Origin of the sequence: Halomarina ordinaria (genome assembly GCF_030553305.1) — an archaeon.
Lineage (GTDB): Archaea > Halobacteriota > Halobacteria > Halobacteriales > Haloarculaceae > Halomarina > Halomarina ordinaria.
In genome coordinates this window covers 1,910,952-1,932,629 of the sequence record NZ_JARRAH010000001.1, presented here as the reverse complement: position 1 = coordinate 1,932,629, position 21,678 = coordinate 1,910,952, and the positions used below count along the sequence as shown (strand labels likewise).

Sequence of the window (21,678 nt, the reverse complement as noted above, 5' to 3'; positions counted from 1 at the left end):
CGCACGAAGTAGTACCATCTAATCATCAAATATGCAATTCGTACAGATTCTTTATCTTATGCGAAATCACAAATAATAAAAGATAGATATTAATTCGTGTTCCATCTCTTGTAATGCATGACAAAATGTCTTTTATTAGGGGCTGGAGCTTCTTTCGGACATGATGAGAAGCTTCCCTATGAACAACGACCGCCGTTAGGACATAGACTATTTTCTGCTGGCTGGGAATCGGGCTTACTGAAACGGGAGGATTTTGCCAGTCTTCTGTATCAGGTCTGTGAATATGTTGGCGAAGTACCAGATGACATTGAATCGGGAGATATGCTCGAGTGCGATGCTGAGATGTTTCTTAGAGATTTGCACGAGAACCATCCTACACAGCAAGATAATAACAGTGTCAATATAAACACAAGCGTACAAGAATCGCTTGGAACTTGCTATTACTACTTTTTTGAACTATTTCGTCGATACTCTGCCGAATTTTCGCCAGCACGAGACAACTACACAAAAATGATTGAAAAACTAGATGCTAGTGACTTACATATCCTTTCTCTAAACTACGATACACTACTAGAACAGTCAATCACCTTTTCTGGGATTGATTATTCCTATTTCTCGTCAAACTTTAGTAAACGAAATACTATACCCGTTTCTAAGCTACATGGCTCAATAAATTGGGTAAACAAGTTCCCAGCAGAGGCGATTTACCTTGGTGATTCATTCGCAGACCGGATAAAAATGATTCACAGCAATTCTATGCGCCTGAGTGGGTTAAAAATATTGGACCTCGAAAAGTATTCGGATATCAACTATCACGAGCTCGCCTGTGGTACTCGGGACACTTACGAGCCTGCGCTGATTCCGCCTTTCGATTCCGCCAAAGACTACGGAAAAGTAGATGAGTATAAAGTAGTGTGGGAAATAAGTAAAAAAATGTTGGGGTGTTCTGACGAGTTAGTCATTCTCGGGTGCGGAGTGAAAGAAAACGACAGTAGGCTACTGACACTACTTAGCAACGACTTATGTGATGATACAGACATCACTGTTGTCTCTGGACGGCAATCCGAGGAAATTGCGAATCGGCTGTCGAAGTTAACCGATGCTTCCTCTTTCAATACTGATTATCGATATTTCGGCGACTATGTTGAAGCGCTGTGACGCAGTACCGTCTTAATTGTACTATTTACTGATTACTAGTTGTCTTTGTCTTATTGTCCTGTGGTACAGCTGGCTACCTCTGATAAGGACCGCTGGCTACAAACCCGCACGCGGTCACTCCCCGACATGGCAGACGAGAGCCTTCCGCCGGCGGCCACGGAGTTCGTCCAGCGGTTCATCGAGGAGGAACACGGCTACCTCTCGTGGCTCGGGACCACCGTCGAGGAGTTCACCTACGACTCCATCACCCTCTCCGTGCCGTTCGACGAGAAGTTGACCAACCCGACGACGCCGCCCACGATGCACGGCGGTATCGCCGCGACGCTCATCGACACCGCGGGGGGCATCGCCCTCCGGCCCTCCCTGGCGGACCCCACGGCCGGCGGCGTCGCCACCATCAACCTCAACGTGAACTACCTCCGGCGGGCGGCGGGCGATATGACGGCCCGTGCCGAGGTGGTCCGCGCCGGCGGGTCCGTGGGCGTCAGCCAGGTGACGGTGACGAGCGAGACGCCGACCGACGGCGACCGGCCGGTCGCCGTCGGGCAGGGTGCCTACCGACTGTTCCGGGAGTGACCGGCCGGTCGCGCAACGTCGCTAGCCCGACTCGAACTCGACGTCCTCTAACTCCTCCACCTCGCCGAACAGCCAGTCGGCGTGGTCCAGCGCGTACTCCCGGTGGTCCTCCTCGATGGCGCCGATGGCGTCCCGGACGAGGACGGGTCGGAAGTCGCGCAGGCCGGCGCTCCCGGCGGTGTGGAGGACGCAGACGTTCGCGAGCGTCCCGCAGATGAGCAGGTCTCGCACGTCGTGAGCGCGGAGCCACCCCTCCAGGTTGGTGTTGTAGAAGGCGTCGTAGGTGTGCTTGGTGACGACGTGGTCGTCGGGTTCGACGGGGAGGTCCGCGACGACCGCCGTCTCCCACGTCCCCTCGACGACGTGTTCGCCCCACCGGTCGAACTCGTCGTAGTAGTGGTTCCCCTCGAACTGTTCCGGCGGGTGGACGTCGCGGGTGAAGACGACGCGCGCGCCGGCGTCCCGCGCCCGGTCGAGGAGCGCGGCGACCGGTTCGATAGCCGCCTCGCTCCCCGGGGCGTAGAGGCTCCCCTCCGGGTGACAGAACCCGTTCTGCATGTCCACGACGACGACGGCGGTGTGGTCGGGGTCGAACGCCATGCGGTCGCTTGGCAGACGCGCCGCAAAACGGTTCCGCCGGTGACGCTTCGGGTGGTTTTTGACACCGCCTCACATAGGAGGTGGCATGCAGCGGTCCCTGAACGTCTCCCTCCCGGTCCTGTTGGCCCTCCTCGCCCTCCTCGGTGCCGTCACCCCCGTCGTAGGGGCGAACGCGCAGGCTGGCCCGCGCGAGGACCCCGACGGCGACCCCCTCGGGTGGGAGGACGGCTACTGGTACGACGACCCGGTCGACGTGACGCCCGGCGACGGCCTCGACGAGGACGAACTCGACGCCGTCGTCGCGCGGTCGATGGCGCGCGTCGAGGAGATACGCGGCCTGGAGTTCGAGCGGTCGGTCCCCGTCGAGGTGGTCTCGCGCGCCGAGTTCCGCGAGGAGGTCGACGCCGTCGAGGTGGCCGACGAACGCGACCGCCTCCACCAGAACGTGAAGTTCGAGGCGCTGTTCATGGTCGAGGAGTCGGCGGACGCCGTCGCGGTCCAGCGCGCCAACCGGGGGGCGACCGTCGGCGGCTACTACGACCCGCGGAGCGAGCGCGTCGTCGTCGTCTCCGAGAACGAGACCGCCCCCCGGGTCAACGAGGTGACGCTCGCCCAGGAACTGTTCCACGCCCTGCAGGACCAGCACTTCGACGTCGAGTGGGAGAACCAGACGACCCGCGAGGCGCACAACGCCCTCGACGGCCTCATCGAGGGCGACGGCAACTACGTCGACTACCTCTACGAGGAGCGCTGTGGGAGCGAGTGGGACTGCCTCGCCGACTCCGCGCCCGGGGCGCAACCCGGCGCGAACGACCTCCACTACGGCCTCTACTTCCTCGTCTACCAGCCCTACAGCGACGGCCCCCCGTTCGTCCGGTCGGTCCGCGAGGAGGGGGGGTGGGAGGCGGTGAACGCCCTCTACGACGACCCGCCGGCGAGCACCGAGCAGGTCATCCACCCCGAGAAGTACGGCGAGGACGCGCCGACCGCGGTCGAGGTCGAGGACCGCAGCGACGACCGCTGGCGTCCTCTCGACCTCGCGGGCGAGACGGACCACGCGGCGTTCGGCGAGGCCGGCATCTACTCGATGCTCTGGTACCCGAGCTACGAGGCGACCACCGCCTCGGGCGTCCCCGAGACGGTCGCCATCCCCTACGCCCACCCGTTCAACACCGACACGAACGGTCGCCTCGACGGCTTCGACCCGCTGAACTACTCGCACCCCGCGAGCGCGGGGTGGGACGGCGACTCGCTCCAGCCGTACGTCACGGACGACTCGCGCGCGACCAACGAGACGGGCTACGTCTGGGAGACCGCCTGGGACTCGCCGGGCGACGCCGAGGAGTTCGCTGCGGCCTACCGGTCGGTGCTCGACTACCACGACGCCGAGCGCGTCGGCGAGCGCACCTACCGCCTGCCGGACGGGAGCGGCTACGGCGACGCGGTCCACCTCGCCGTCGACGGCGACCGGGTCACCATCGTCAACGCACCGACCGCCGACGACCTCTCGGGCGTCCACGCGGTCGACGTCGCCCGCGTCGAGGAGGAGCGGGAGGGTGAGGGCGAGGGGAGCGAGGCGACCGGTCCCGGCTTCGGCGTCGGGGTCGCCCTCTCCGCGCTCCTCGTCGCGCTCGCGGCGCTGGTCGCGCGCCGCGGCCGACCGTGAGCGTGCCGCCTCGACCCCGTCCCCGGGTGCTCGCCGTCGCGCTCTGCGCGCTGGTGGTCCTCTCGGGCTGTTCGGTCCCCGTCACCGACGAGGGCGAACTCGGCGTCGAGGACGGGTACGCGGCCGACGCCGACCTCGACGTGACGACGGAGGACGGCCTCAACGCCAGCGAGCGCGACGCCGTCGTCGCGCGGACGATGGCGCGCGTCGAGGTCATCCGGGGCCTGGAGTTCACCGACGACGTGGACGTGCGCGTCGTCTCGCGAGAGACCTACCGCGAGGAGCGCGGCGCGGAGCGGGCCGCCGGCGCGTTCCGCGAGCAGGCGTGGGAGGCGCCGTTCCTCGTCGACGAGGAGACGACCGTCGCGGCGGCCCGCGAGGAGGTGTTCGGCGCCGCCGTGGCGGGCTACTACGCCGGCGGCGACGTCGTCGTCGTCAGCGACAGCGAGACGCCGATGCTCGACACGCGGACGCTCGCGCACGAACTCGTCCACGCCCTGCAGGTCCAGCACTTCACCGCCCCGCCCGACCGCCGGACGCGCGACGGGTCGCTCGGCGTGAACGGCCTCGTCGAGGGCGACGCGAACGCCGTCGAGGCCGCCTACGAGGCGCGCTGTGGGACGGAGTGGGACTGCCTCCCCCGACCGGACCGCCCCAGCATCGACGAGGACCCGGTCTTCGAGAGCGGCCTCTACCTCTCGGTCGTCGCGCCCTACGTCGAGGGGCCGGAGTTCGTCGACGCCCTCCGCGAGGAGGGCGGCTGGACGGCGGTGGACGACGCCTACGACGCCGTCCCCGAGAGCAGCGAGCAGGTCGTCCACCCCGAGCGCTACCCCGACGACGCCCCCGCGACCGTCGCGGTCGCGGACCGCTCGACCGACCGCTGGGAGCGCGTCGACCGGGACCCCGACTGGACGACGCTCGGGGAGGCCACGATCTACGCCATGCTCCGGGCGAACGGCGCGCTCGACGGGGGGGACCGCTTCGACTACGACCACCCCGCGACCGACGGGTGGGCCGGCGACCGCCTCGTCCCCTACGTGAACGCCGACGCCGACGCGTCGGACCCCGATGCCGAGGCGGGCTACGTCTGGCGCATCGAGTGGGACGACGCGAGCGAGGCCCGCGAGTTCCTCGACGCGTACCGCACGCTCCTCGAGGAGCGGGGAGCCGACCGCGAGGGGACCGTCTACGTCCTCCCCGCGGACGACCCCTACGCCGACGCCTTCCGGGTGACCCGCGAGGGGGAGACGGTCACGGTCGTCAACGCGCCGACCCCCGCCGACCTCGACGCGATTCACCGGTCCTGACTTCCGAGCGTATCGCCTACCTTTTTCGACGCGCCCGGTGTACCGGGCGTATGTTCGACATCGTCCCCTCCGAGGCCATCAGCGAGGGACGCGCCACGGACGCCTACTTCGACCGGACGGTCGCCGCCCTGGAGGCCGCGGACCGCAACCCGACCGTCGTCGCCGAGGTGACGGCCGACCAGTTCCCCGACGGCTCGTTCGAACTCCTCGCGGGCGTCGAGGACGCGGCGCACCTCCTCTCGGGCCTCCCCGTGGACGTGGACGCGCTCCCCGAGGGGACGCTGTTCGACGGCGGACCGGTGATGCGTATCGAGGGGCGCTACCTCGACTTCGCACGCTACGAGACGTCGCTGCTCGGCTTCCTCTCGCACGCGAGCGGCATCGCCACCGCCGCCCTGGAGGCCCGACTCGCGGCGCCCGAGTCGACGCTCCTCTCGTTCGGCGCGCGCCACGTCCACCCGTCGATGGCCGCCGTCGTCGAGCGCTCGGCGCTGCTCGCGGGCTTCGACGGCTTCTCGCACGTCGCCGCCGGCGAGTTGCTCGGCCGGGAGGCCAGCGGGACGATGCCCCACGCGCTCGTCATCTGCTTCGGGCCGGGCGAACAGGAGGCGGCGTGGACGGCGTTCGACGACGCCGCTCCCCCCGAGACGCCGCGTATCGCCCTCTGTGACACCTACTCCGACGAGACCGAGGAGGCCCTCCGCGCGGCCCGGGCCATCGACCTCGACGGCGTCCGTCTCGACACCACCGGCTCCCGGCGGGGCGACTTCCGCCACATCGTCCGGGAGGTGCGCTGGCGTCTCGACGGCGCGGGCTTCGAGGACGTCGAGATCTTCCTCTCGGGGGGCCTCGGCCCCGCCGAACTCCGCGACCTGCGGGACGTCGCCGACGGCTTCGGCGTCGGCGGCCACGTCAGCAACGCCGACCCCGTCGACTTCGCGCTCGACATCGTCACCGTCGAGGGACAGTCGTGGGGCAAGCGCGGCAAACTCCCCGACGAGAAGGCGGTCTACCGGACCGCCGACGGCGGGCACGACGTCCGGCGCGCGGCCGACCCCGCGCCGGAGAACGCGGAGGAACTGCTCGCGCCGCTGGTGCGCGACGGCGAGGTGGTCCGCGAGTTCGACCTCGACCGGGCCGTCGCGCGGACCGCCGAGGACGCCGCCCGCGTCGGGTTCGGCCCTCCGGCGTAACCGAACGACTTAGGCCCGCGACCCGTCTACGTGCCACCGTGGCAGCGGGTGTCCGGCCCCCGTGCGACGCACGAGGAAAGTCCCCCCACCGGCCGGGCAGGCGACCGGGCGCAAGTCCGGGACGGGAGACCGTCGGCACTGGAACAGAAACGAGACCACTCCTCCGGACCGATGAGGTGCGCGAACCCGACCGCGAGGGAGGGGAGTTGACCCACCGAGGGTTGCGCGACGTCTCTCCGAGAGGTCGCGGTACGCGCGAGCGGGCCCTGCCCGCGAGCGCCGATGGAGGAGAACGGATGGAACGGCGAATCCTCGCCGGTGCAAGCTCGCGGCATCAAGGTAGCCCGGCGACAGCCGCGAGCGCTCAGCCGAATGCCGGATAGAACAGAAGGGGGCTTACGGCCCGCAGCCACTACTCGTCAGAGTTCGAGAGAGTCACAGCTATCTTTCTGGAGCGTCACTGTCGAATCGAAATGACCGACGGTCCCGATTCGTGGTTCCCCCTCCCCCTCCCCCTCTCCCTCGCACTCTGCGCGCTCGTCCTCCTCGCCGGCTGTACGTCGCAGGTGCCGACGGTCCCGTCGACCGACGAGTCGCGCGGTATCGTCTCCGACAACCCGTGGGGGACGGAGACGCTCACCGTCGCGCTCGTCGACGAGACGGGGGCGGACCGCGACTTCGAACCGCTGGTCGCCGAGGCGCTCGCCTACTGGGAGGCGAACGCGGAGCGTTACGCGGGCTACGGCGTCACCTACCGTCTCGACCCGGACGCCGCCGACCCGGATATCGTCGTCACCGTCGTCGACGACATCGGGACCTGCGGGACGGAGGACCACGCCGCGGGGTGTGCGCCCTACATCACCCGTGGACCGGTCGACCGACCCGTCGAGGTCGAGGTCCGGACGGGCTTCTCCGACGACTCGACGGTTCAGGTGCTCACCCACGAACTGGGTCACACGCTCGGTCTGGCCCACGGCGACGACCCCCGCGACGTGATGGCCGCGGAGTCCTCGCTGGTCACCCCTCCGCAACCGAACGCCACCGACCGCGCCCTCCCGTGGGCGAACGAGACGCTCCGGGTCGCTATCGACGACGCGGCCGTCCCCACCGACGAGCGCGAGGCCGTCGCCGAACAGGTCGGCGCCGCACTCGCCTACTACGAGCGCGGCGCCGACGGCACCGTCCCCGAGAACGTCTCGTTCGAGGTGGTCGCGTCGAACGCGAGCGCCGACGTCACCGTCCGCTTCACGGACGAGTCGACGTGCCACGAGGGGCCGGCCTCCTGTGGGACGCTCGAAGGGCCCGACCCGGACGGCGACGGCGCCATGGAGACCTACACCGCCCTCGACATCACGCTCACCGGTATCGAGACGGACGCCGTCGCCTGGCACGTCGCCCGCTGGCTCGGCACCGGCTTCGGCTTCGAGACCGAGGACGAGTACCCCGACCCCCTCCGCCGGGACGCCACCGCGAGCGAACAGCGCGGCGAGTGGTGGCGCTGACCGACCTGTAGACTTTTCGATACACGCGGCGGGCGATAGTACATGGCGGTCCCCTCGCCTTCCCCCTCACCCTCCGACACCACCGTCGAGTGGCGCTACGACGCGCGAACCGTCCCGTGGCTCCGGTGCTGTCGGCTGCTCGCCGTCGCCCTCGTCGGCGGGACGTTCGCCTCGCTGTACGGCGTCGTCGCGCTCGCGGTCGCCCTCTCCGCCGTCGCCGCGACGTCCACCCTCGGCGGGTCGCTCCGGTTCGCCCTCGTCCTGCTCGTCCTCGTCTTCGTCGGCGGGCCGTTCTCGCTGCTCTACCTCCTCCCCTTTCTCGACCCGACACAGCGCGCCGGCGTGGTCGATACCCTCACCGAGGAGCGTCGCACCCCACCGCTGCCCGGTCGGACGTACGTTGCCCTCGCCACCTGTGGGGTGGTCGCGTTCGCCGCAGCCTTCCTCCTCGTCGGTCCGTCCGGTCCACTCGCACTCGTGGTCGGGGGCGTCCTCGCGGGCGGCTGCTACCTCCTCGGCACCACCCACGGCCGCATCGACGGCGAGGCGCTGACAGCGACGGCCGGGAACGACGCGACGAACGAGGGGTCGCTCGCCGGCCTCCGGTCCTACCGGACGGTTCCCCTCGGGCCGCTCTCGCTGTTCGTCCTCCGTCACGAGCGGACGCCCGGGGCGCTCTCGCGCCCGCAGTGGGTGCTCGTCCCGACGCGGAAGCGCGAGGCGTCGACGGCCGTCTTCGACCGCGCCGTCGACGTCCGTGTCACGGACGACGGCCGGGGGCGGGGGTCGAACCGCGCGGTCACCGTCACCGCCGCCCTCCTCGGCGTGGTCCTGCTCGCCGTCGGCGTCGGCGGCGTCGTGGTCGTCGGCGGACCGGTCGGCTGGTACCTGTCGCTCTGCTCGGGCCTGTTCGGCGGTCTCCTCCTGCTGGTGGCCGGCTTCGAGAGCTAACGCTCGGCCGTCGCCCGAATCAGGTCCGCGAGCGCGTCGTAGAAGCCGGGTTCGTACTTCGTCGCCTCGTCGACGGTCGGCCGGGCGTTCGTCTCGTTGACCACCGCCCGGTCGTCGGTCACGAGCAGGTCGACGCCGAGGTAGGCGACGCCGAGCGCCGCGGCGGCCTCCTCCGCGAGCGCCCGGAGGTCGGCCGGGAGGCGAACGCCGGTGGCGACCGCCCCCCGGTGGACGTTGTGCTTCCACCGTTCCTCCCCCTCGGGGAGGCGACGCTCGACGGCGCCGGCGTACGCGCCGTCGACGACCATCGCCCGGTAGTCGCGCGCGTCGGGGAGGTACTCCTGGAGGAGGTACGAGCGGTCGCCCGTCGCCGGGAAGTCGTGGATGAGCGAGAGGTAGTCGGTCACGCCGAGCAGCGAGTCGAGGTCGTGGACCTTCGCGATGCCCGTCCCGCGCGTGGTGGAGTTGGGTTTGACGACCACCGGTGGGTCGAACCGTTCGAACGCCGCCCGCAGGTCGTCCTCGTCGGCGGGGCTGGAGACCACCACCGTCTCGGGGACGGCGACGCCCGCCCGGGCGAGGCGGGCGAGCGCCTCCGCCTTGTGGCGCGAACGCAGTATCGCCTCGCGGTCGTTCACCCACGGGACGCCGAGGAGGGCGTCGGCGACACCCCCCTCGGGGAGGCGGCCGGGGTAGACGAAGCCGACGTCGTACCCCTCGAACGGCGGCGAGGAGAGCGCGAACGACCGCTCGGTCGGGTCGACGTGGCCGACGGCGATATCGCGCTCGCGAAGCGGGGCCTCGATGCGCTCGTAGGTCTCGGCGCGGGTGGTGACCGCGAGGCGGAGCATGGGCTACGGGAGGGGTGCGGGGCGTAAAAGCGTAGAGACCCCCGCCTCGCGCGGTGGGTGCTTACGAGACGAGCAGGTCCTCGCCGCGTTCGACGACGATGCGACACGGCGGCGAGACCTTGTTGTACGCGCGCCGGAGGGCGTCCTTGGCGGCGGGCGCCTGGTCGGGGTGACACCAGATGGTGAACACGCGCTCGCCCTTGCCCATGCGGGCGGCGGTGCCGACGATCTTCCCGAAGGACTGGCGCATCCCGTCGGAGACGCGGTCCGCACCCGCACCGGTCGCCTGCTTGTTCTCGCGCAGGACCTGGTGGGGGAACTTGCGGAGGATCATCTTGTAGTTCTTCTCGCCGAGTTCCTTGATGAGGTGGCGGTTCGCCGACAGGCGGGAGGCCTCGAGCGAACCGTGGCGAATCTGGACGGCCTCGTCGACGACGAGACTTATCTGGACGGGGTAGTCGTCGGGGTCGGCGTCGATGTCGCCCATCTTGTGCTGAGCGATCTGGGACCCGGGAATCCCCGTGATGTACTCCCGTCGGGTGTACGGGGGCTTGTCGATGTCCCGGTACATCGAGGCGGGTTTATCGGTCATATTACGTGTGTCGAGGTGCAGTTCGGGGTTAAAGCCTTCGAACCCACTTTCCGCCCACGTTTTGCTGCGCTCGTGAGGTGCTGACACGCCTCGCTTCGCTCGGCGGTCAGCACCCGGCTCGCTGGCAAAACCTGGACGGAAAGCCGTCGTCACCCCCTTCGGGGGTTCCTCGGCCCGCTCGCTCCCTCCGGTCGCTCGCGGTGCGGCCGCGACCTGTTCTCGCCTGTGTCGGCGGCCATCGCGCCCTTCACGTCAGGCTGTCGTCGCCTGATTATGTTCGTCGACGGAGCGTGACACACCAATGTCTCGCCGGTGTCGCGTCGGTACCGGGAGACGACCCGAACCCACCGTCCGGACGTTCATATACGAGAACGCGGCCAGACCCCCCGTGCGCTGACTCCCGTCGCGGGGCGCTCGCGGGTGTGCGACGCCACGCCCCGTGAGTCCGCCGTGGCGTCGCCTGCACGCCCACCCTTTGCCGCGGTCGCTCGCGACGCTCGCTTCCTGGCAACACCTGGACGAAAACCGCCCCTCACTCCCTGCGGTCGTTCGGCGCGTCCACTCGCTCGCGCCTGCAGCGCTCACTCGCGGGACGACGTCACGCCACGCGAACCCGTTCGCGGCGTCGCCTGTTCGCCACCCGTTCGCGGGAGCGTCGACACCGCGCTCTCGGCTCTGTCCGGGTACCACACACCCTCCGCGCCTATTTGAGGTGTCGGCTCCCAGGTGTGGTATGCACCAGTTCGTCGACGGCGAGTGGGTCGCGGAGTACGAGGCCACGAACGAGGACGGCGAGTTCGACCGCCAGGAGACGACCTTCCGGAACTGGGTCGGCGGCGAGGGCGTCCGCGAGGGCGAGGACCCGGACCCGGATGCGGCGTTCCCCGTCGAGGCCGGTCGCTACCACCTCTACGTCTCGCTGGCCTGCCCGTGGGCCCACCGGACGCTCGTCACGCGCGCGCTGAAGGGGCTGGAGGACGTCGTGAGTGTGGACGTCGTCGACCCCTACCGCGACGAGGACGGCTGGCAGTTCACGCCCGAGAAGGCGGGCTGTACCCCCGATACCGTCAACGGCTTCGACTACCTCCGGGAGGCGTACGTCGCCGCCGACCCGGACTACACCGGCCGGGTGACGGTGCCCGTCCTCTGGGACACAGAGAAGGGGACCATCGTGAACAACGAGTCCGAGGAGGTCATGCGGATGCTGGACGTGGCGTTCGACGGCCTCGCCACCCGCGACGTGGACCTCTACCCCGAGGGGGACCGCGACGAGGTCGACCGGGTCATCGAGGAGATCTACGACCCCATCAACAACGGCGTCTACCGCGCCGGCTTCGCCGACTCGCAGACGGCCTACGAGCGTGCGGTTGGGGAGCTGTTCGACGCGCTCGACCGCTGGGACGCGCTTCTCGGGGACCAGCGCTACCTCGCCGGTGACCGCCTCACCGAAGCCGACGTCGCCATGTTCACGACGCTGATTCGCTTCGACGACGTCTACCACACCCACTTCAAGTGCAACGTCCGGAAGATAGCGGAGTCCCCGAACCTCTGGAACTACCTGAAGGAGCTCTATCAGCTCCCCGGCGTCGCCGAGACGGTGGACATGGACCACATCACGGAGCACTACTACACGACGCACACCGACGTCAACCCGAAGCGCATCGTCGCCGTCGGTCCGGACCACGACTTCACCGCACCCCACGACCGCGACCGCCTCGGGGGCGGCCCGCCCGGCGCGCTCTCGCCGGCCGACGACTGAGGTCACCAGAACGCTCATCCCTCCGAGCGCGAACCTCTACGCATGCGACGACGGCGCGCCCTCTCGCTCGCCGGGCTGGCCCTGTCGAGCGCCCTCGCCGGCTGTCTCTCCACGCTCACGCGGGACGAGAGCGAGGGCGACGCTGAGGGCGAGGGTGAGCGGGGGCGGCCGGACGGCTCGAACGCGACGCGCGGAGACGACCGCCCCGAGGGCATCTACATCCAGTCCTTCCAGGAGTCGATGTCCATGCAGGGCGAGTCGACCGCCGGCGACTACCGCGTCGCCCTCGCGTTCACCGTCCCGCACGACTTCTGGACCGTCACCGGGCGCGAGGTCGAACTGGTCCCGCGGACGGACGCGGACTCGCTGCACCTGATGGCGGTCGTCTGGGACCCCGAGTCGGAGCGCGTCCTCCCCGAGAGCGGCGTCTCCGTCCAGCTCACACGCGAGGGCGGCGTCGTCACCGAGGAGGTGCTCTACCCGATGCTCTCCCAGCCGATGGGATTTCACTACGGCGCGAACGTCGTCCTCCCCGATGACGGCACCTACGACGCCCGGGTGCGCGTCGGCGGGCTCTCGATTCGCCGCACGGGGTCGTTCCGCGACCGGTTCGGCGCGAGCGCGAGTGCCCGCCTCTCGCTCGCGTTCACCGACGAGACGCGCGAGGCGGTCGCCACCCGCCCCATCGAACAGGGGGGCGACCCCGGGGCGCTCGCGCCGATGGATACCGGTTACCCGCAGTCGCTCGCGCCCCCCGTCTCGGACCTCCCCGGCGACCTCGCGGGGGAGACCGAGCGCGGCGACTGGGCCGTCGCGGCGACGGTCCTCCCCGACCCGCCGACGGGTATCGAGGGGACGGGCGCGTACCTCGCGGTCTCGCCGCGAACGCGCTACAACGGCTTCCTCCTCCCGGCGATGGGACTCTCGGGGACCCTGACCCGGGAGGGAGAACCGGTGTTCGAGGGGGCGCTCGACCGTACCTTCGACCCGACGCTCGGCTACCACTACGGGGCGGTCGTCCCCGACGCCGCGGCGGTCGACGACCTCCGGGTGACGGCGACGACGCCGCCCCAGACGGCGCGCCACGAGGGCTACGAGACGGCGTTCTTCGACCTCCCCGAGGTGGAGACGACGCTCGCCTCGCGATAGCCTCTTTCCGGTGGGTGCCGTAGCCGCCGCCATGGCCCGTGCGCTCGCCGTCGCGCTCGCCCTCCTCGCCGTCTGCGCGGTGGTGCCCGCGCCCGCGAGCGCACACGCGAACCACCTCACCGTCGACACGCAGGTGGTCGCGGACGACCGGGTCGTCGTCGAGAACGCCTTCGTCAGCGTCGACGCCCACGTCGTGATTCGCGCGGACGACGACGGCGCGCCCGGCGAACCGCTCGGCTCGACCCGCGTCTCACCGGGGATGCACACCGCCGTCGAGGTGCCGCTCGACGAGGGAACGCTCGACGCGAACCGGACGCTCTGGGCGGTCCTCCACCGCGACGACGGCGACGGCGAGTTCTCCCCCGACGACGACCGGGCGCTCACCTACTTCGGGAGCGTCGCGGGCGAGCGCTTCGCGGCGCGTGCGACCGACGCCGACAGCGGCGCGAACGTGGTCGCCGAGGGGTTCTCGCTCCAGCGCGCCGACCGCGGGTCGGTCTCCGTCGAACGAGTCGAACTCCCCCGGGACGGTCACCTCGTCGTCCGGGACGCGACGGGGGCGACCGAGAACGGGAGCGAGAACGCGAGCGCGGCGAACGGAACGGTCGTCGCCACCCGGGCGCTCGACGCCGGCGTCCACGAGGACGTCCCGCTCGACCTCTCGCCGGCGAACCTCACCGTCGACCGCGGGACGGCCGACCTGGTCGCCACCGTCCACGTCGACGACGGTGACGGGACCGACGGTGACGGCGACCGACCGGTTCGCGTCGGCGACGAGCGCGTCGGGTCGGCGTTCAGCGTCGCCGTCGGCGAGACGAGCGGCCCCGAGTCGCTCGGCGACCCCGACCTGAACACGCCGACCGAGACGCCGGACGAGGGCGAACGTACGAGCGCGCCCGGGACCGACGCCGACGACGGTGACGGTGCCAGTGACGATACGGTGGGTCTCGGCCCGGGGTTCGGCGTCTTCGTCGCCCTCCTCGCACTCGCCGTGACCGGTGTGCTCGCGCTGTCTCGACGCGTCCGCTGACCGCTTCGACTATCGCACCAGAAGCCCCTTGCCCTCGAATCGACTAGTCCTCGTATGGACCGTCGGACGTTCCTGCGTGCGACCGGTGGCGTCTCGCTCGCCGCCGGTCTCGCAGGGTGTACTTCACTCGATATCATCACTGGCGGCCAGCGCGTCCCTCCGGTCCTCGACGACCGCCCGGACGCCGTCTACCTCCCGACCCACCGCGAGGACATGGGGATGCTCGGTATGGGCGACGCGGGGTCGCTGAAGGCGATGCTCAGCTACAGCTACCCCCACCGGTTCTGGAACGTCAACGGGACCGAGGTCGAGAAGACGCCGCTCGACGGCGACGCCCACCTGATGGTGACGCTCTGGGACCCCGACTCCGGGGTCGTCCTCCCCCGCGCCGACGTCTCGCTGGAGGTGCGCCAGGGCGGGTCGACCGTCGTCGGCCCCGAGGTGCTCTACCCGATGCTCTCCCAGCCGATGGGTATCCACTACGGCGACAACTTCTCGCTCGACGGCGACGGCGACTACGTCGCCCGCGTGCAGGTCGGCGGCCTCGACGTGCGCCGAACGGGGGCGTTCCGCGAGCGCTTCGCCGAGGCGACGACCGTCGACGTCGAGTTCAGTTACTCGCAGTCGCGGCGCGACAACCTCCCCTACGAGAACTTCGACGACGCGGGTGCCCGACGGACGATCGAACCGATGTCGATGCCGAGACAGCCCTCCTCCGCCGCCCCCTCCCCCGACGCGCTCCCGGGGACGGTCCGCGGGAGCGCGTCGGCCGGCGACGTCCGCTTCGTCGTCACGACGCTCGACGCGCCGCCCGCGGGCATCGACGAGGAGGGGGCGTACCTCGCCGTCTCGGCGCGCACCCGGCACAACCGGTTCGTCCTCCCGGCGATGGGCCTCGCGGCCCGACTGACGCGCGACGGGGAGCGGGTGTTCGAGGGCGACCTCGCCGACGCGCTCCACCCGGCGCTCGACTACCACTACGGGGCGGTCGTCTCCGACGTCGCGTCGGGCGACACGCTCACGCTCTCGCAGACGGTGCCGCCCCAGACGGCGCGCCACGAGGGCTACGAGACGGCGTTCTTCGACCTCCCCGAGGTGGAGGTGACGCTCCAGTGAGACCGGACCCGTCGCTCGACCGCCGCGAGTTCCTGAAGGCGGCCGTCGCGCTCGGCGGGGTGAGCGCCCTGAGCGCGTGTCTGGACCGGTTCGAGGACGACCCCGAACCGGTCCCGACTGGCGCGGACCCCGACTCCCTCCCCGCCCGCCAGTTCGCCTGGAACGACCGCCTGCCGACCGACGACGCCGGCAACACCGTCCTCCCCCGTCACCAGACGCTCTGGTACCTCACCCTCGACGGCGACGGACCGCCGGACGCGGGCGAACGCGAGACGGTGGCGGCGGCGCTCGCCACGCTCGACCGCGCCTACGAGCGGAGCAACGAGGGCCTGCTCTCGCTCGTCGCCTACTCGCCGGCGTACTTCGAGCGCTTCGACGACCCCCTCCCCGAGAGCGTCGACCTCCCTCGTCCGCGGGCGCTCTCGACGTTCGAGGACCCGGCCCTCGACGAGCAGGACGCGCTCCTCCACCTCGCCAGCGACCGCCCGGACGTGCTCCTCGAGGCCGAGGAGGCGCTGAAGGGGGAGGTGGATGAGGCCAACGGTGAGACGGTGGAGGCGGCCCTGACGGACGTGTTCACTCTCGACGACCGTCGGACGGGGTTCGTCGGCGACGGGATGCCCCGCGAGGCGGCCGCCGAGACGCAGCTCTCGGGCATCCCCGAGGGCAACCCCATCCCCGAGGAGTCGCCGCTGTTCATGGGGTTCAAAGCGGGCCTGAAGCGCAACCAGGCGAGCGAGGACGCCGTCACCATCCCCGAGGGGCCGTTCGCCGACGGCACCACGCTACACGTCTCGAACATCCGCCAGCGCCTCGACGACTGGTACGGCGAGCAGGACCACGACCAGCGCGTCATGGAGATGTTCAGCCCCACGCACGTCACCGAGGACCTCGTCCCGGAGGGGAGCGTCGGCACCGAACTCGGGGACTTCTCCGGGGTCACCCGGGAGATAATCGACCGTATCGAGGACGACGCCCTGGAGTTCGGCCGGGTCGGCCACGCCCAGAAGGCCGCCCGCGCCAACCGCGACGCCGGCGGGGACGCCCTGTTGCTCCGCCGGCACTTCGAGTCGACCGACGACGACGCCGCGAGCCTCCACTTCCCGTCGCTCCAGCGCGGCATCTCGCAGTTCGAGGCGGTCCGCGAGGCGATGAACGGCGCGGACCTCACGCAGGTGACGCCCGCCATCCGCCAGCGCGTCAACAACGGCATCCTCGAGTACATCTTCACGGACCACCGGGGGAACTTCCTCGTCCCGCCGCGGGACCGCCGGGCGCTCCCGCCCGCGGCCCCCGACGCCTGAGTTCGGGGTGCGGACCGAAAGCGACAATCCTCTCTCCGTGTACCCTCCGCGTAGAGTCCGCCGTGAGTCGCACACCTCGTATCCAACCGGTACCTCGTCCCCACGCGGTCGCCTCGCCCCGGAACGCCACGCAGGGAGGGCGCCGTGCCTGACCCGTTCTCGCAGAACCCCCGGTTCCGCAAGTTCGCGCTCTACCGCCACGAGGACGCCTCGGGCGTCTCTGGGACGGGCGTCGTCGCCTACGGCGTCCAGTTCCCGCCGCCGAACGGGAAGTGCGTCGTCGCGTGGGTGACCGACGTGGCGAGCATCAGCGTCTACGACGACATGCAGGCGGTCCAGTCGGTCCACGGCCACGAGGGGGGCACCGAGGTCCTCTGGGAGTAACCCGGGCGACCGAGCTATGTCCCTCGCGGGTGAGACGGGGGTATGAGCCGCGGCTCCGGGGTCGACGACGGCGGGAAGTGGCGGGCGCTGGCGCTGCTGGCGACGGCCGAACTGTTCGTGATGGCGCTGTGGTTCAGCGCGACGGCCGTCGCCCCCGAACTCGCCGGCCGGTGGGGGCTCGCGCCCCGACAGGTCGCGTGGCTCACCATCGCCGTCCAGCTCGGCTTCGTGACGGGTGCGCTCGCCTCGGCGGCGCTCACCCTCTCCGACGTCGTCCCGACGCGCCTGCTGTTCGCGGCGAGCGCGCTCGTCGGCGCCGGCGCCACCGTCCTCCTGACGCTTGTCGGGAGCGCCTCGCCGGCCATCGCCCTGCGCTTCCTCACCGGCGTCGCGCTCGCGGGGGTGTACCCGCCGGGGATGAAACTCGTCGCGGGCTGGTTCCGCGCCGGGCGCGGCCTCGCCATCGGGACGCTCATCGGCGCGCTCACCGTCGGGTCGGCGCTCCCGCACCTCGTCAGAGCGGTCGGCGGCGTCGACCGACCGGGACTGGTCCTGCTGGTGGCCGCCGGCCTCGCCGTCGTGGGTGCGGCGCTCGTTCTCCTGGTGGAGGAGGGTCCGTACCAGTCGCCGGCGGCACCCTTCGACCCCGGGATGGTGGGGCGCATCGTCCGCGACCGGCCGGTGTCGCTCGCCAACCTCGGCTACTTCGGACACATGTGGGAGCTGTACGCCGTCTGGACGTGGGTGCCGACGTACCTCGCCGCGAGCTTCACGGCGCGCGGCGAGGCGGCCCCGGCGCTCGCGAGCGCGCTCGCCTTCCTCACCATCGCGGCCGGGAGCCTCGGCGCCGTCGCCTTCGGCACCGCCGCCGACCGCTGGGGGCGGACGACGCTCACCGCGGTGAGCATGGTCGCGAGCGGGAGCGCGAGCCTGCTCGCCGGACTCGTCTTCGGCGCCTCGCTGTGGGTCGTCCTCCCCTTCCTCCTCGTCTGGGGGTTCGTCGTCGTCGCCGACTCCGCGCAGTTCTCCGCGTGCGTGACGGAACTCGCCGACGAGCGCTACGTCGGGACGGCGCTGACGCTCCAGACGGCGGTCGGCTTCCTGCTCACCGTGGTCACCATCCAGGCGACGCCGCTGGTGGCCGCGCGCGTCGGCTGGCAGTGGGCGTTCGCCCCCCTCGCGGTCGGACCGGCCGTCGGCACGCTCGCGATGCTCAGGCTCCGCGCGCTCCCGGCGGCGCGCAGGTTGGCCGGCGGCGCGGGCTGAGGCTCGAACTCAGACCGCCCGGCGGCCCGCCCCCGGGGTGTCGGCGTCGTGCGCCTCCTGCTCGGAGTCCCCGTGTCCCTCGGCACCGTCCGGCGACTCCCCGTAGTGGAGCGTCCGGGGGACGAGGTACGTCGCCACGACGAACAGCGCCGTCAGGACGACCAGCGTGATGGCGACGAGCGCGAGTGTGACGAGTTCTGTCATGGTACCTAGTAGCGCAATTCGGGGACAAGAACCTGTCCCCGAACGTCGGCGTCGACGAGGGTCTCGACGCCCAGACCCTCCGAATTCGGTGTGTGACGTCACCTCCGAACGGCGACGCGCTTGCCGCGCCACGAAGGCCTAACCCGTCGTCGCGCGAGGGTCGAGACGATGACCGTAACGAACCAGAGCGACACGTTCGACATCGGCGGGGAGTTGACCGTCCACCGACTCGGCTTCGGCGCGATGCGGCTGACGGGCGAGAACGTCATCGGCCGGCCGGACGACGAGGAGGCGGCGAAGGACGTCCTCCGACGGCTTCCGGAGGTGGGCGTCGACTTCGTCGACACGGCCGACTCCTACGGCCCGGGCGTCAGCGAACGGCTCATCGGCGAGGTGTTCGACGGGAGCGACGACGTCGTCGTCGCGACCAAGGCGGGGCTGTTGCGCAACCGCGACGGCGACTGGCTCCCGCACGCCAACCCGGACTACGTCCGCAACCAGGTCCTCTGCAGCCGCGACCGGCTGGGCGTCGACACCATCGACCTCTACCAGCTCCACCGGCCGGACCCCGACACGGACTTCGAGACGGCCGTCGAGACGTTCGCGGAGCTGAAGGACGACGGCCTCGTCCGACACGTCGGCGTGAGCAACGTCAGCGAGGAGCAACTGGAGACGGCGCTCGACGTGGTCGACGTCGCCACCGTCCAGAACGAGTACAACGTCGGCAACCGCGAGTCGGAGGCGGTCCTCGAACGCTGCGAGGAGGAGGACATCGGTTTCATCCCGTGGTTCCCGCTCGGCGCCGGCGACCTCGGCGAGAAGGAGGCGGTCCTGGAGGAGGTGGCGGCGGACCACGACGCCTCGAAGCGACAGGTCGCGCTCGCGTGGCTCCTCCAGCACTCGCCGGTCACGCTCCCCATCCCGGGAACGTCGAGCGTCGACCACCTGGAACAGAACGTCGCGGCCGCGTCGCTCGACCTGCGCGAGTCGGAGATGGAGCGACTGAGCGAGTGAGCCGCGCGGCGGACGCGGCGTAGCCGACGGCCCTCGCGGCCGTCGACCCCGCGACGCGCAGCGCGCGCCGTCGGCGCCCCACGAACGTCCGGTCGAGGCTCGTCTGTGTCGCGGGTCGGGGGGCGGCGACGAGGCGTGCGACGGCGAACAGCGCCGCGCCACCACCCGTCGCCAGCGTCAGCACCGCGTTGAGCAGCGCCAGGTCGGCCGCGCGCGGTGCGAACAGCGTCATCAGGACGCCCGTGAGCGCGAGGCGGCCCGCAACCGCGAGCGCGAGGCCGGTCAGCCCCGCCGTGAGGACGGCCCGCGGCCAGTCGTACTGTCTGCGCATATCGCCGCGCTCGTAGTGGAGCGGCGAGCGCGCCACCGCGGCCGTTCTGAGGACCGCGACGACAGCGCCGGGGAGTCGCCGGGCGGTCGCCCGATACGACGGGTGGTACCGGGCGGTCAGCGACTCCCGACCGGTATCGGGAACTGGGACATACATCGAAGAATGAGTTTGTGCGTCTGGACATTAATCTTCGTCAGACTCATTCTCGAATTAGATAATTTCTTGACCGCTGCTCGCGCTCGCGAGTCGGGTTCCAGAAAATCGTGCTCTGATGTCGATGCGTCCGTCCGGACCTAGAGCCGCTGCAGGTTCGTCGCCCGCGGGCCCTTGTCCGCCTGTTCGATGTCGAACTCCACTTCCTGACCCTCCTCGAGGTCGGGACCGCCGACGTCTTCCATGTGGAAGAACACGTCCTCGTCCGAGTCCTCAGTCGTGATGAAGCCGTAGCCGCCCGTGTCGTTGAAGAAGTCAACCGTACCTTTCGCCATTGCTTGTAATCGAAGCCGACGGATGAATATAATACTTCCGCGGCTCACTGTGACACGGTCCGGACGACGCCCGTCGCACGCAAGCCGAATCGCCATCTTGCGGGGGCGTGTCCGCCTCCGACGATGCTCCGAGCACTCCGGTCACTGCTGCGCCGCGCCATCGACCTCGTCATCGCCATCGTCACGCTCCCGCTTCGGATACTGCGCTCGCTGCTGTAACGACCGCTCTCTACCGTTCTGCCGGTCGCACGCGCACCTCGAGGACGCCGTTGTTGCGTCGCGTCGCGGGGACGCCCGCGGGCCACGGCAACGACACGCGCCCGACGACCCGGTCGTGCGCCGCGACGACGAGGTCGTCGTTCCGGTCGCGGCCGACGACCACGTCCTCCTCGGCGACGCCCGAGAGGTCCGCGACGACCACCACCTCGCGGTCGCCTCGCTCGACGTGAACGGGGTACTCCGGCGTACCCGACGTCGAGGTGTCCGAGGGGTCGGGGGCGGAGGGGCGACGGCTCACGCCGCGGTCGACGTGCCCCTCGACGCCGTCGTGCGCCCGCCCCGCGTCGGCGAGGTCCGCGAGGTTCTCGAGGAGGTCGGTCACGCTCCGCACGCCGACGTCGAGGCGAAAGCCCCGCGTCCACGCGCCGCGCTCGGCGTCAGTCGCGTCCGTCCACTCGTCGTCGCCGTCGTCGGGATGTGCTGGGTCGGTCATCGTGTTCGGCGGGCCGCGCTGGCTTGGCGTGCGATTGGCTGGCGTTCAGGATAAACCGCACGGCTACAGCTATCGTCGCCGGTTCGAGTCGGTCGCCGCCCGCGCTCACTCCTGGTACTCGGCGACCTCGACGAGGTTGCCGTCGGGGTCGCGGAGGTAGACGGACGCGAGCGATCCGACCGCGCCGGTCTTCGGGACCGGGCCCTCGACGACGTCGACGCCGGCCTCCCGGAGTTCCGTCTCGACCGTCTCGATGGGCGTCTCGGTCAGCAGGCAGAAGTCACCCGACCCGGGCGTCGGCCGGTCGGCCCGCGGGTCGTACTCGTCGCCGGCGGGGTGGAGGTTCACCTTCTGGTCGCCGAACTGGAGGGCCGTCCGGCCCTCACCGAACGTCACCACCTCCGCGTCGAGCACGTCCTCGTAGAAGTCACACGTCGCGTCGATGTCCTCGACGGTGAGGACCAGGTGGTCGAGGCCGGTCGTGTCCATGGCTCCGTATCGCTCGTCGCCAGTATGAGCCTT

At 69.8% G+C, this 21,678-nt stretch carries 23 protein-coding genes and 1 other RNA gene; 16 read left to right on the top strand and 8 right to left on the bottom strand.

The genetic code is table 11. The annotated features are described in order from the left end of the window. Window positions 1-117 precede the first annotated feature (117 nt). Window positions 118-1,158, top strand: coding sequence for an SIR2 family protein (locus tag P1Y20_RS10500; RefSeq protein WP_304448612.1), 1,041 nt, complete (start codon window positions 118-120; stop codon window positions 1,156-1,158). A gap of 126 nt (window positions 1,159-1,284) precedes the next feature. Then, entirely contained in the window at window positions 1,285-1,734 is a 450-nt protein-coding gene (locus P1Y20_RS10495) for a PaaI family thioesterase (RefSeq protein WP_304448611.1), read from the top strand. Window positions 1,735-1,755: 21 nt separating this feature from the next. On the opposite strand, the gene P1Y20_RS10490 is transcribed toward P1Y20_RS10495, so the two are convergent. After that, a complete protein-coding gene (locus P1Y20_RS10490) occupies window positions 1,756-2,334 on the bottom strand; it encodes a cysteine hydrolase family protein (RefSeq protein ID WP_304448610.1) in 579 nt (192 codons plus the stop codon). 85 nt (window positions 2,335-2,419) lie between these two features. Here P1Y20_RS10490 and P1Y20_RS10485 point away from each other — a divergent pair, with 85 nt between their 5' ends. The 6 genes from P1Y20_RS10485 (at window position 2,420) to P1Y20_RS10460 (ending at window position 8,956) form a co-directional block, all read left to right on the top strand. Further along, entirely contained in the window at window positions 2,420-4,000 is a 1,581-nt protein-coding gene (locus P1Y20_RS10485) for an Hvo_1808 family surface protein (protein ID WP_304448609.1), read from the top strand. A gap of 2 nt (window positions 4,001-4,002) precedes the next feature. Continuing rightward, the gene (locus P1Y20_RS10480) at window positions 4,003-5,310 is read left to right on the top strand and encodes an Hvo_1808 family surface protein (RefSeq protein WP_304448608.1); all 1,308 of its coding nucleotides are present in this window, start codon (window positions 4,003-4,005) and stop codon (window positions 5,308-5,310) included. 50 nt (window positions 5,311-5,360) lie between these two features. Then, the gene (locus P1Y20_RS10475) at window positions 5,361-6,503 is read left to right on the top strand and encodes a nicotinate phosphoribosyltransferase (RefSeq protein WP_304448607.1); all 1,143 of its coding nucleotides are present in this window, start codon (window positions 5,361-5,363) and stop codon (window positions 6,501-6,503) included. 40 nt (window positions 6,504-6,543) lie between these two features. Then, an RNA gene (rnpB, locus tag P1Y20_RS10470) (RNase P RNA component) lies at window positions 6,544-6,914 on the top strand. 62 nt (window positions 6,915-6,976) lie between these two features. Then, window positions 6,977-8,005: a matrixin family metalloprotease gene (locus P1Y20_RS10465; protein ID WP_304448606.1), complete on the top strand. Its 1,029-nt coding sequence runs from the start codon at window positions 6,977-6,979 to the stop codon at window positions 8,003-8,005. 42 nt (window positions 8,006-8,047) lie between these two features. Next, window positions 8,048-8,956: a hypothetical protein gene (locus tag P1Y20_RS10460; protein WP_304448605.1), complete on the top strand. Its 909-nt coding sequence runs from the start codon at window positions 8,048-8,050 to the stop codon at window positions 8,954-8,956. Here P1Y20_RS10460 and P1Y20_RS10455 read toward each other — a convergent pair. Beyond that, a complete protein-coding gene (locus tag P1Y20_RS10455) occupies window positions 8,953-9,807 on the bottom strand; it encodes an ATP-grasp domain-containing protein (protein ID WP_304448604.1) in 855 nt (284 codons plus the stop codon). The genes P1Y20_RS10460 and P1Y20_RS10455 overlap by 4 nt on opposite strands. Before the next feature lie 61 nt (window positions 9,808-9,868). After that, a complete protein-coding gene (locus tag P1Y20_RS10450; protein WP_304448603.1) occupies window positions 9,869-10,399 on the bottom strand; it encodes a 50S ribosomal protein L16 in 531 nt (176 codons plus the stop codon). 733 nt (window positions 10,400-11,132) lie between these two features. Between P1Y20_RS10450 and P1Y20_RS10445 the strand changes: the two genes are divergently transcribed. From P1Y20_RS10445 to P1Y20_RS10415, 7 genes are all read left to right on the top strand, one after another. Then, the gene (locus P1Y20_RS10445) at window positions 11,133-12,158 is read left to right on the top strand and encodes a glutathione S-transferase family protein (RefSeq protein WP_304448602.1); all 1,026 of its coding nucleotides are present in this window, start codon (window positions 11,133-11,135) and stop codon (window positions 12,156-12,158) included. Between the two features lie 42 nt (window positions 12,159-12,200). Continuing rightward, window positions 12,201-13,307: a DUF7350 domain-containing protein gene (locus tag P1Y20_RS10440; protein ID WP_304448601.1), complete on the top strand. Its 1,107-nt coding sequence runs from the start codon at window positions 12,201-12,203 to the stop codon at window positions 13,305-13,307. 31 nt (window positions 13,308-13,338) lie between these two features. Then, complete coding sequence (locus tag P1Y20_RS10435) at window positions 13,339-14,337, top strand: DUF7282 domain-containing protein (protein WP_304448600.1); 999 nt, start codon at window positions 13,339-13,341, stop codon at window positions 14,335-14,337. A gap of 54 nt (window positions 14,338-14,391) precedes the next feature. Beyond that, entirely contained in the window at window positions 14,392-15,453 is a 1,062-nt protein-coding gene (locus tag P1Y20_RS10430) for a twin-arginine translocation signal domain-containing protein (RefSeq protein WP_304448599.1), read from the top strand. Further along, window positions 15,450-16,757 (top strand): DUF7405 family protein, encoded by a 1,308-nt coding sequence (locus P1Y20_RS10425; protein WP_304448598.1) that lies wholly within the window; start codon window positions 15,450-15,452, stop codon window positions 16,755-16,757. Before P1Y20_RS10430 ends, P1Y20_RS10425 begins: the two co-directional genes overlap by 4 nt. 144 nt (window positions 16,758-16,901) lie before the next feature. Then, entirely contained in the window at window positions 16,902-17,141 is a 240-nt protein-coding gene (locus P1Y20_RS10420; RefSeq protein WP_304448597.1) for a hypothetical protein, read from the top strand. 42 nt (window positions 17,142-17,183) lie between these two features. After that, window positions 17,184-18,407 (top strand): MFS transporter, encoded by a 1,224-nt coding sequence (locus P1Y20_RS10415; protein WP_304448596.1) that lies wholly within the window; start codon window positions 17,184-17,186, stop codon window positions 18,405-18,407. 9 nt (window positions 18,408-18,416) lie between these two features. Here P1Y20_RS10415 and P1Y20_RS10410 read toward each other — a convergent pair whose 3' ends face one another. Beyond that, window positions 18,417-18,611: a hypothetical protein gene (locus P1Y20_RS10410; RefSeq protein ID WP_304448595.1), complete on the bottom strand. Its 195-nt coding sequence runs from the start codon at window positions 18,609-18,611 to the stop codon at window positions 18,417-18,419. A 168-nt stretch (window positions 18,612-18,779) separates the two neighbouring features. Between P1Y20_RS10410 and P1Y20_RS10405 the strand changes: the two genes are divergently transcribed. Further along, entirely contained in the window at window positions 18,780-19,625 is an 846-nt protein-coding gene (locus P1Y20_RS10405) for an aldo/keto reductase (protein ID WP_304448594.1), read from the top strand. Here P1Y20_RS10405 and P1Y20_RS10400 read toward each other — a convergent pair. The 4 genes from P1Y20_RS10400 to P1Y20_RS10385 form a co-directional block, all read right to left on the bottom strand. Beyond that, complete coding sequence (locus P1Y20_RS10400; protein ID WP_304448593.1) at window positions 19,519-20,112, bottom strand: hypothetical protein; 594 nt, start codon at window positions 20,110-20,112, stop codon at window positions 19,519-19,521. The two genes, P1Y20_RS10405 and P1Y20_RS10400, sit on opposite strands and share 107 nt — an antisense overlap. A gap of 137 nt (window positions 20,113-20,249) precedes the next feature. Further along, entirely contained in the window at window positions 20,250-20,444 is a 195-nt protein-coding gene (locus P1Y20_RS10395) for a cold-shock protein (protein WP_304448592.1), read from the bottom strand. A 229-nt stretch (window positions 20,445-20,673) separates the two neighbouring features. After that, window positions 20,674-21,156 (bottom strand): gas vesicle protein GvpH, encoded by a 483-nt coding sequence (gene gvpH, locus P1Y20_RS10390; protein WP_304448591.1) that lies wholly within the window; start codon window positions 21,154-21,156, stop codon window positions 20,674-20,676. Window positions 21,157-21,261: 105 nt separating this feature from the next. Next, a complete protein-coding gene (locus P1Y20_RS10385) occupies window positions 21,262-21,645 on the bottom strand; it encodes a VOC family protein (protein ID WP_304448590.1) in 384 nt (127 codons plus the stop codon). Window positions 21,646-21,678 lie beyond the last annotated feature (33 nt).

Coding starts and splice junctions, on each gene's coding strand:
- P1Y20_RS10500 (WP_304448612.1), top strand. CDS start 118: ATGACAAAATGTCTTTTATTAGGGGCTGGAGCTTCTTTCGGACATGAT.
- P1Y20_RS10495 (WP_304448611.1), top strand. CDS start 1,285: ATGGCAGACGAGAGCCTTCCGCCGGCGGCCACGGAGTTCGTCCAGCGG.
- P1Y20_RS10490 (WP_304448610.1), bottom strand. CDS start 2,334: ATGGCGTTCGACCCCGACCACACCGCCGTCGTCGTCGTGGACATGCAG.
- P1Y20_RS10485 (WP_304448609.1), top strand. CDS start 2,420: ATGCAGCGGTCCCTGAACGTCTCCCTCCCGGTCCTGTTGGCCCTCCTC.
- P1Y20_RS10475 (WP_304448607.1), top strand. CDS start 5,361: ATGTTCGACATCGTCCCCTCCGAGGCCATCAGCGAGGGACGCGCCACG.
- P1Y20_RS10465 (WP_304448606.1), top strand. CDS start 6,977: ATGACCGACGGTCCCGATTCGTGGTTCCCCCTCCCCCTCCCCCTCTCC.
- P1Y20_RS10460 (WP_304448605.1), top strand. CDS start 8,048: ATGGCGGTCCCCTCGCCTTCCCCCTCACCCTCCGACACCACCGTCGAG.
- P1Y20_RS10455 (WP_304448604.1), bottom strand. CDS start 9,807: ATGCTCCGCCTCGCGGTCACCACCCGCGCCGAGACCTACGAGCGCATC.
- P1Y20_RS10450 (WP_304448603.1), bottom strand. CDS start 10,399: ATGACCGATAAACCCGCCTCGATGTACCGGGACATCGACAAGCCCCCG.
- P1Y20_RS10445 (WP_304448602.1), top strand. CDS start 11,133: ATGCACCAGTTCGTCGACGGCGAGTGGGTCGCGGAGTACGAGGCCACG.
- P1Y20_RS10440 (WP_304448601.1), top strand. CDS start 12,201: ATGCGACGACGGCGCGCCCTCTCGCTCGCCGGGCTGGCCCTGTCGAGC.
- P1Y20_RS10435 (WP_304448600.1), top strand. CDS start 13,339: ATGGCCCGTGCGCTCGCCGTCGCGCTCGCCCTCCTCGCCGTCTGCGCG.
- P1Y20_RS10430 (WP_304448599.1), top strand. CDS start 14,392: ATGGACCGTCGGACGTTCCTGCGTGCGACCGGTGGCGTCTCGCTCGCC.
- P1Y20_RS10415 (WP_304448596.1), top strand. CDS start 17,184: ATGAGCCGCGGCTCCGGGGTCGACGACGGCGGGAAGTGGCGGGCGCTG.
- P1Y20_RS10410 (WP_304448595.1), bottom strand. CDS start 18,611: ATGACAGAACTCGTCACACTCGCGCTCGTCGCCATCACGCTGGTCGTC.
- P1Y20_RS10405 (WP_304448594.1), top strand. CDS start 18,780: ATGACCGTAACGAACCAGAGCGACACGTTCGACATCGGCGGGGAGTTG.
- P1Y20_RS10400 (WP_304448593.1), bottom strand. CDS start 20,112: ATGTATGTCCCAGTTCCCGATACCGGTCGGGAGTCGCTGACCGCCCGG.
- P1Y20_RS10395 (WP_304448592.1), bottom strand. CDS start 20,444: ATGGCGAAAGGTACGGTTGACTTCTTCAACGACACGGGCGGCTACGGC.
- gvpH (WP_304448591.1), bottom strand. CDS start 21,156: ATGACCGACCCAGCACATCCCGACGACGGCGACGACGAGTGGACGGAC.
- P1Y20_RS10385 (WP_304448590.1), bottom strand. CDS start 21,645: ATGGACACGACCGGCCTCGACCACCTGGTCCTCACCGTCGAGGACATC.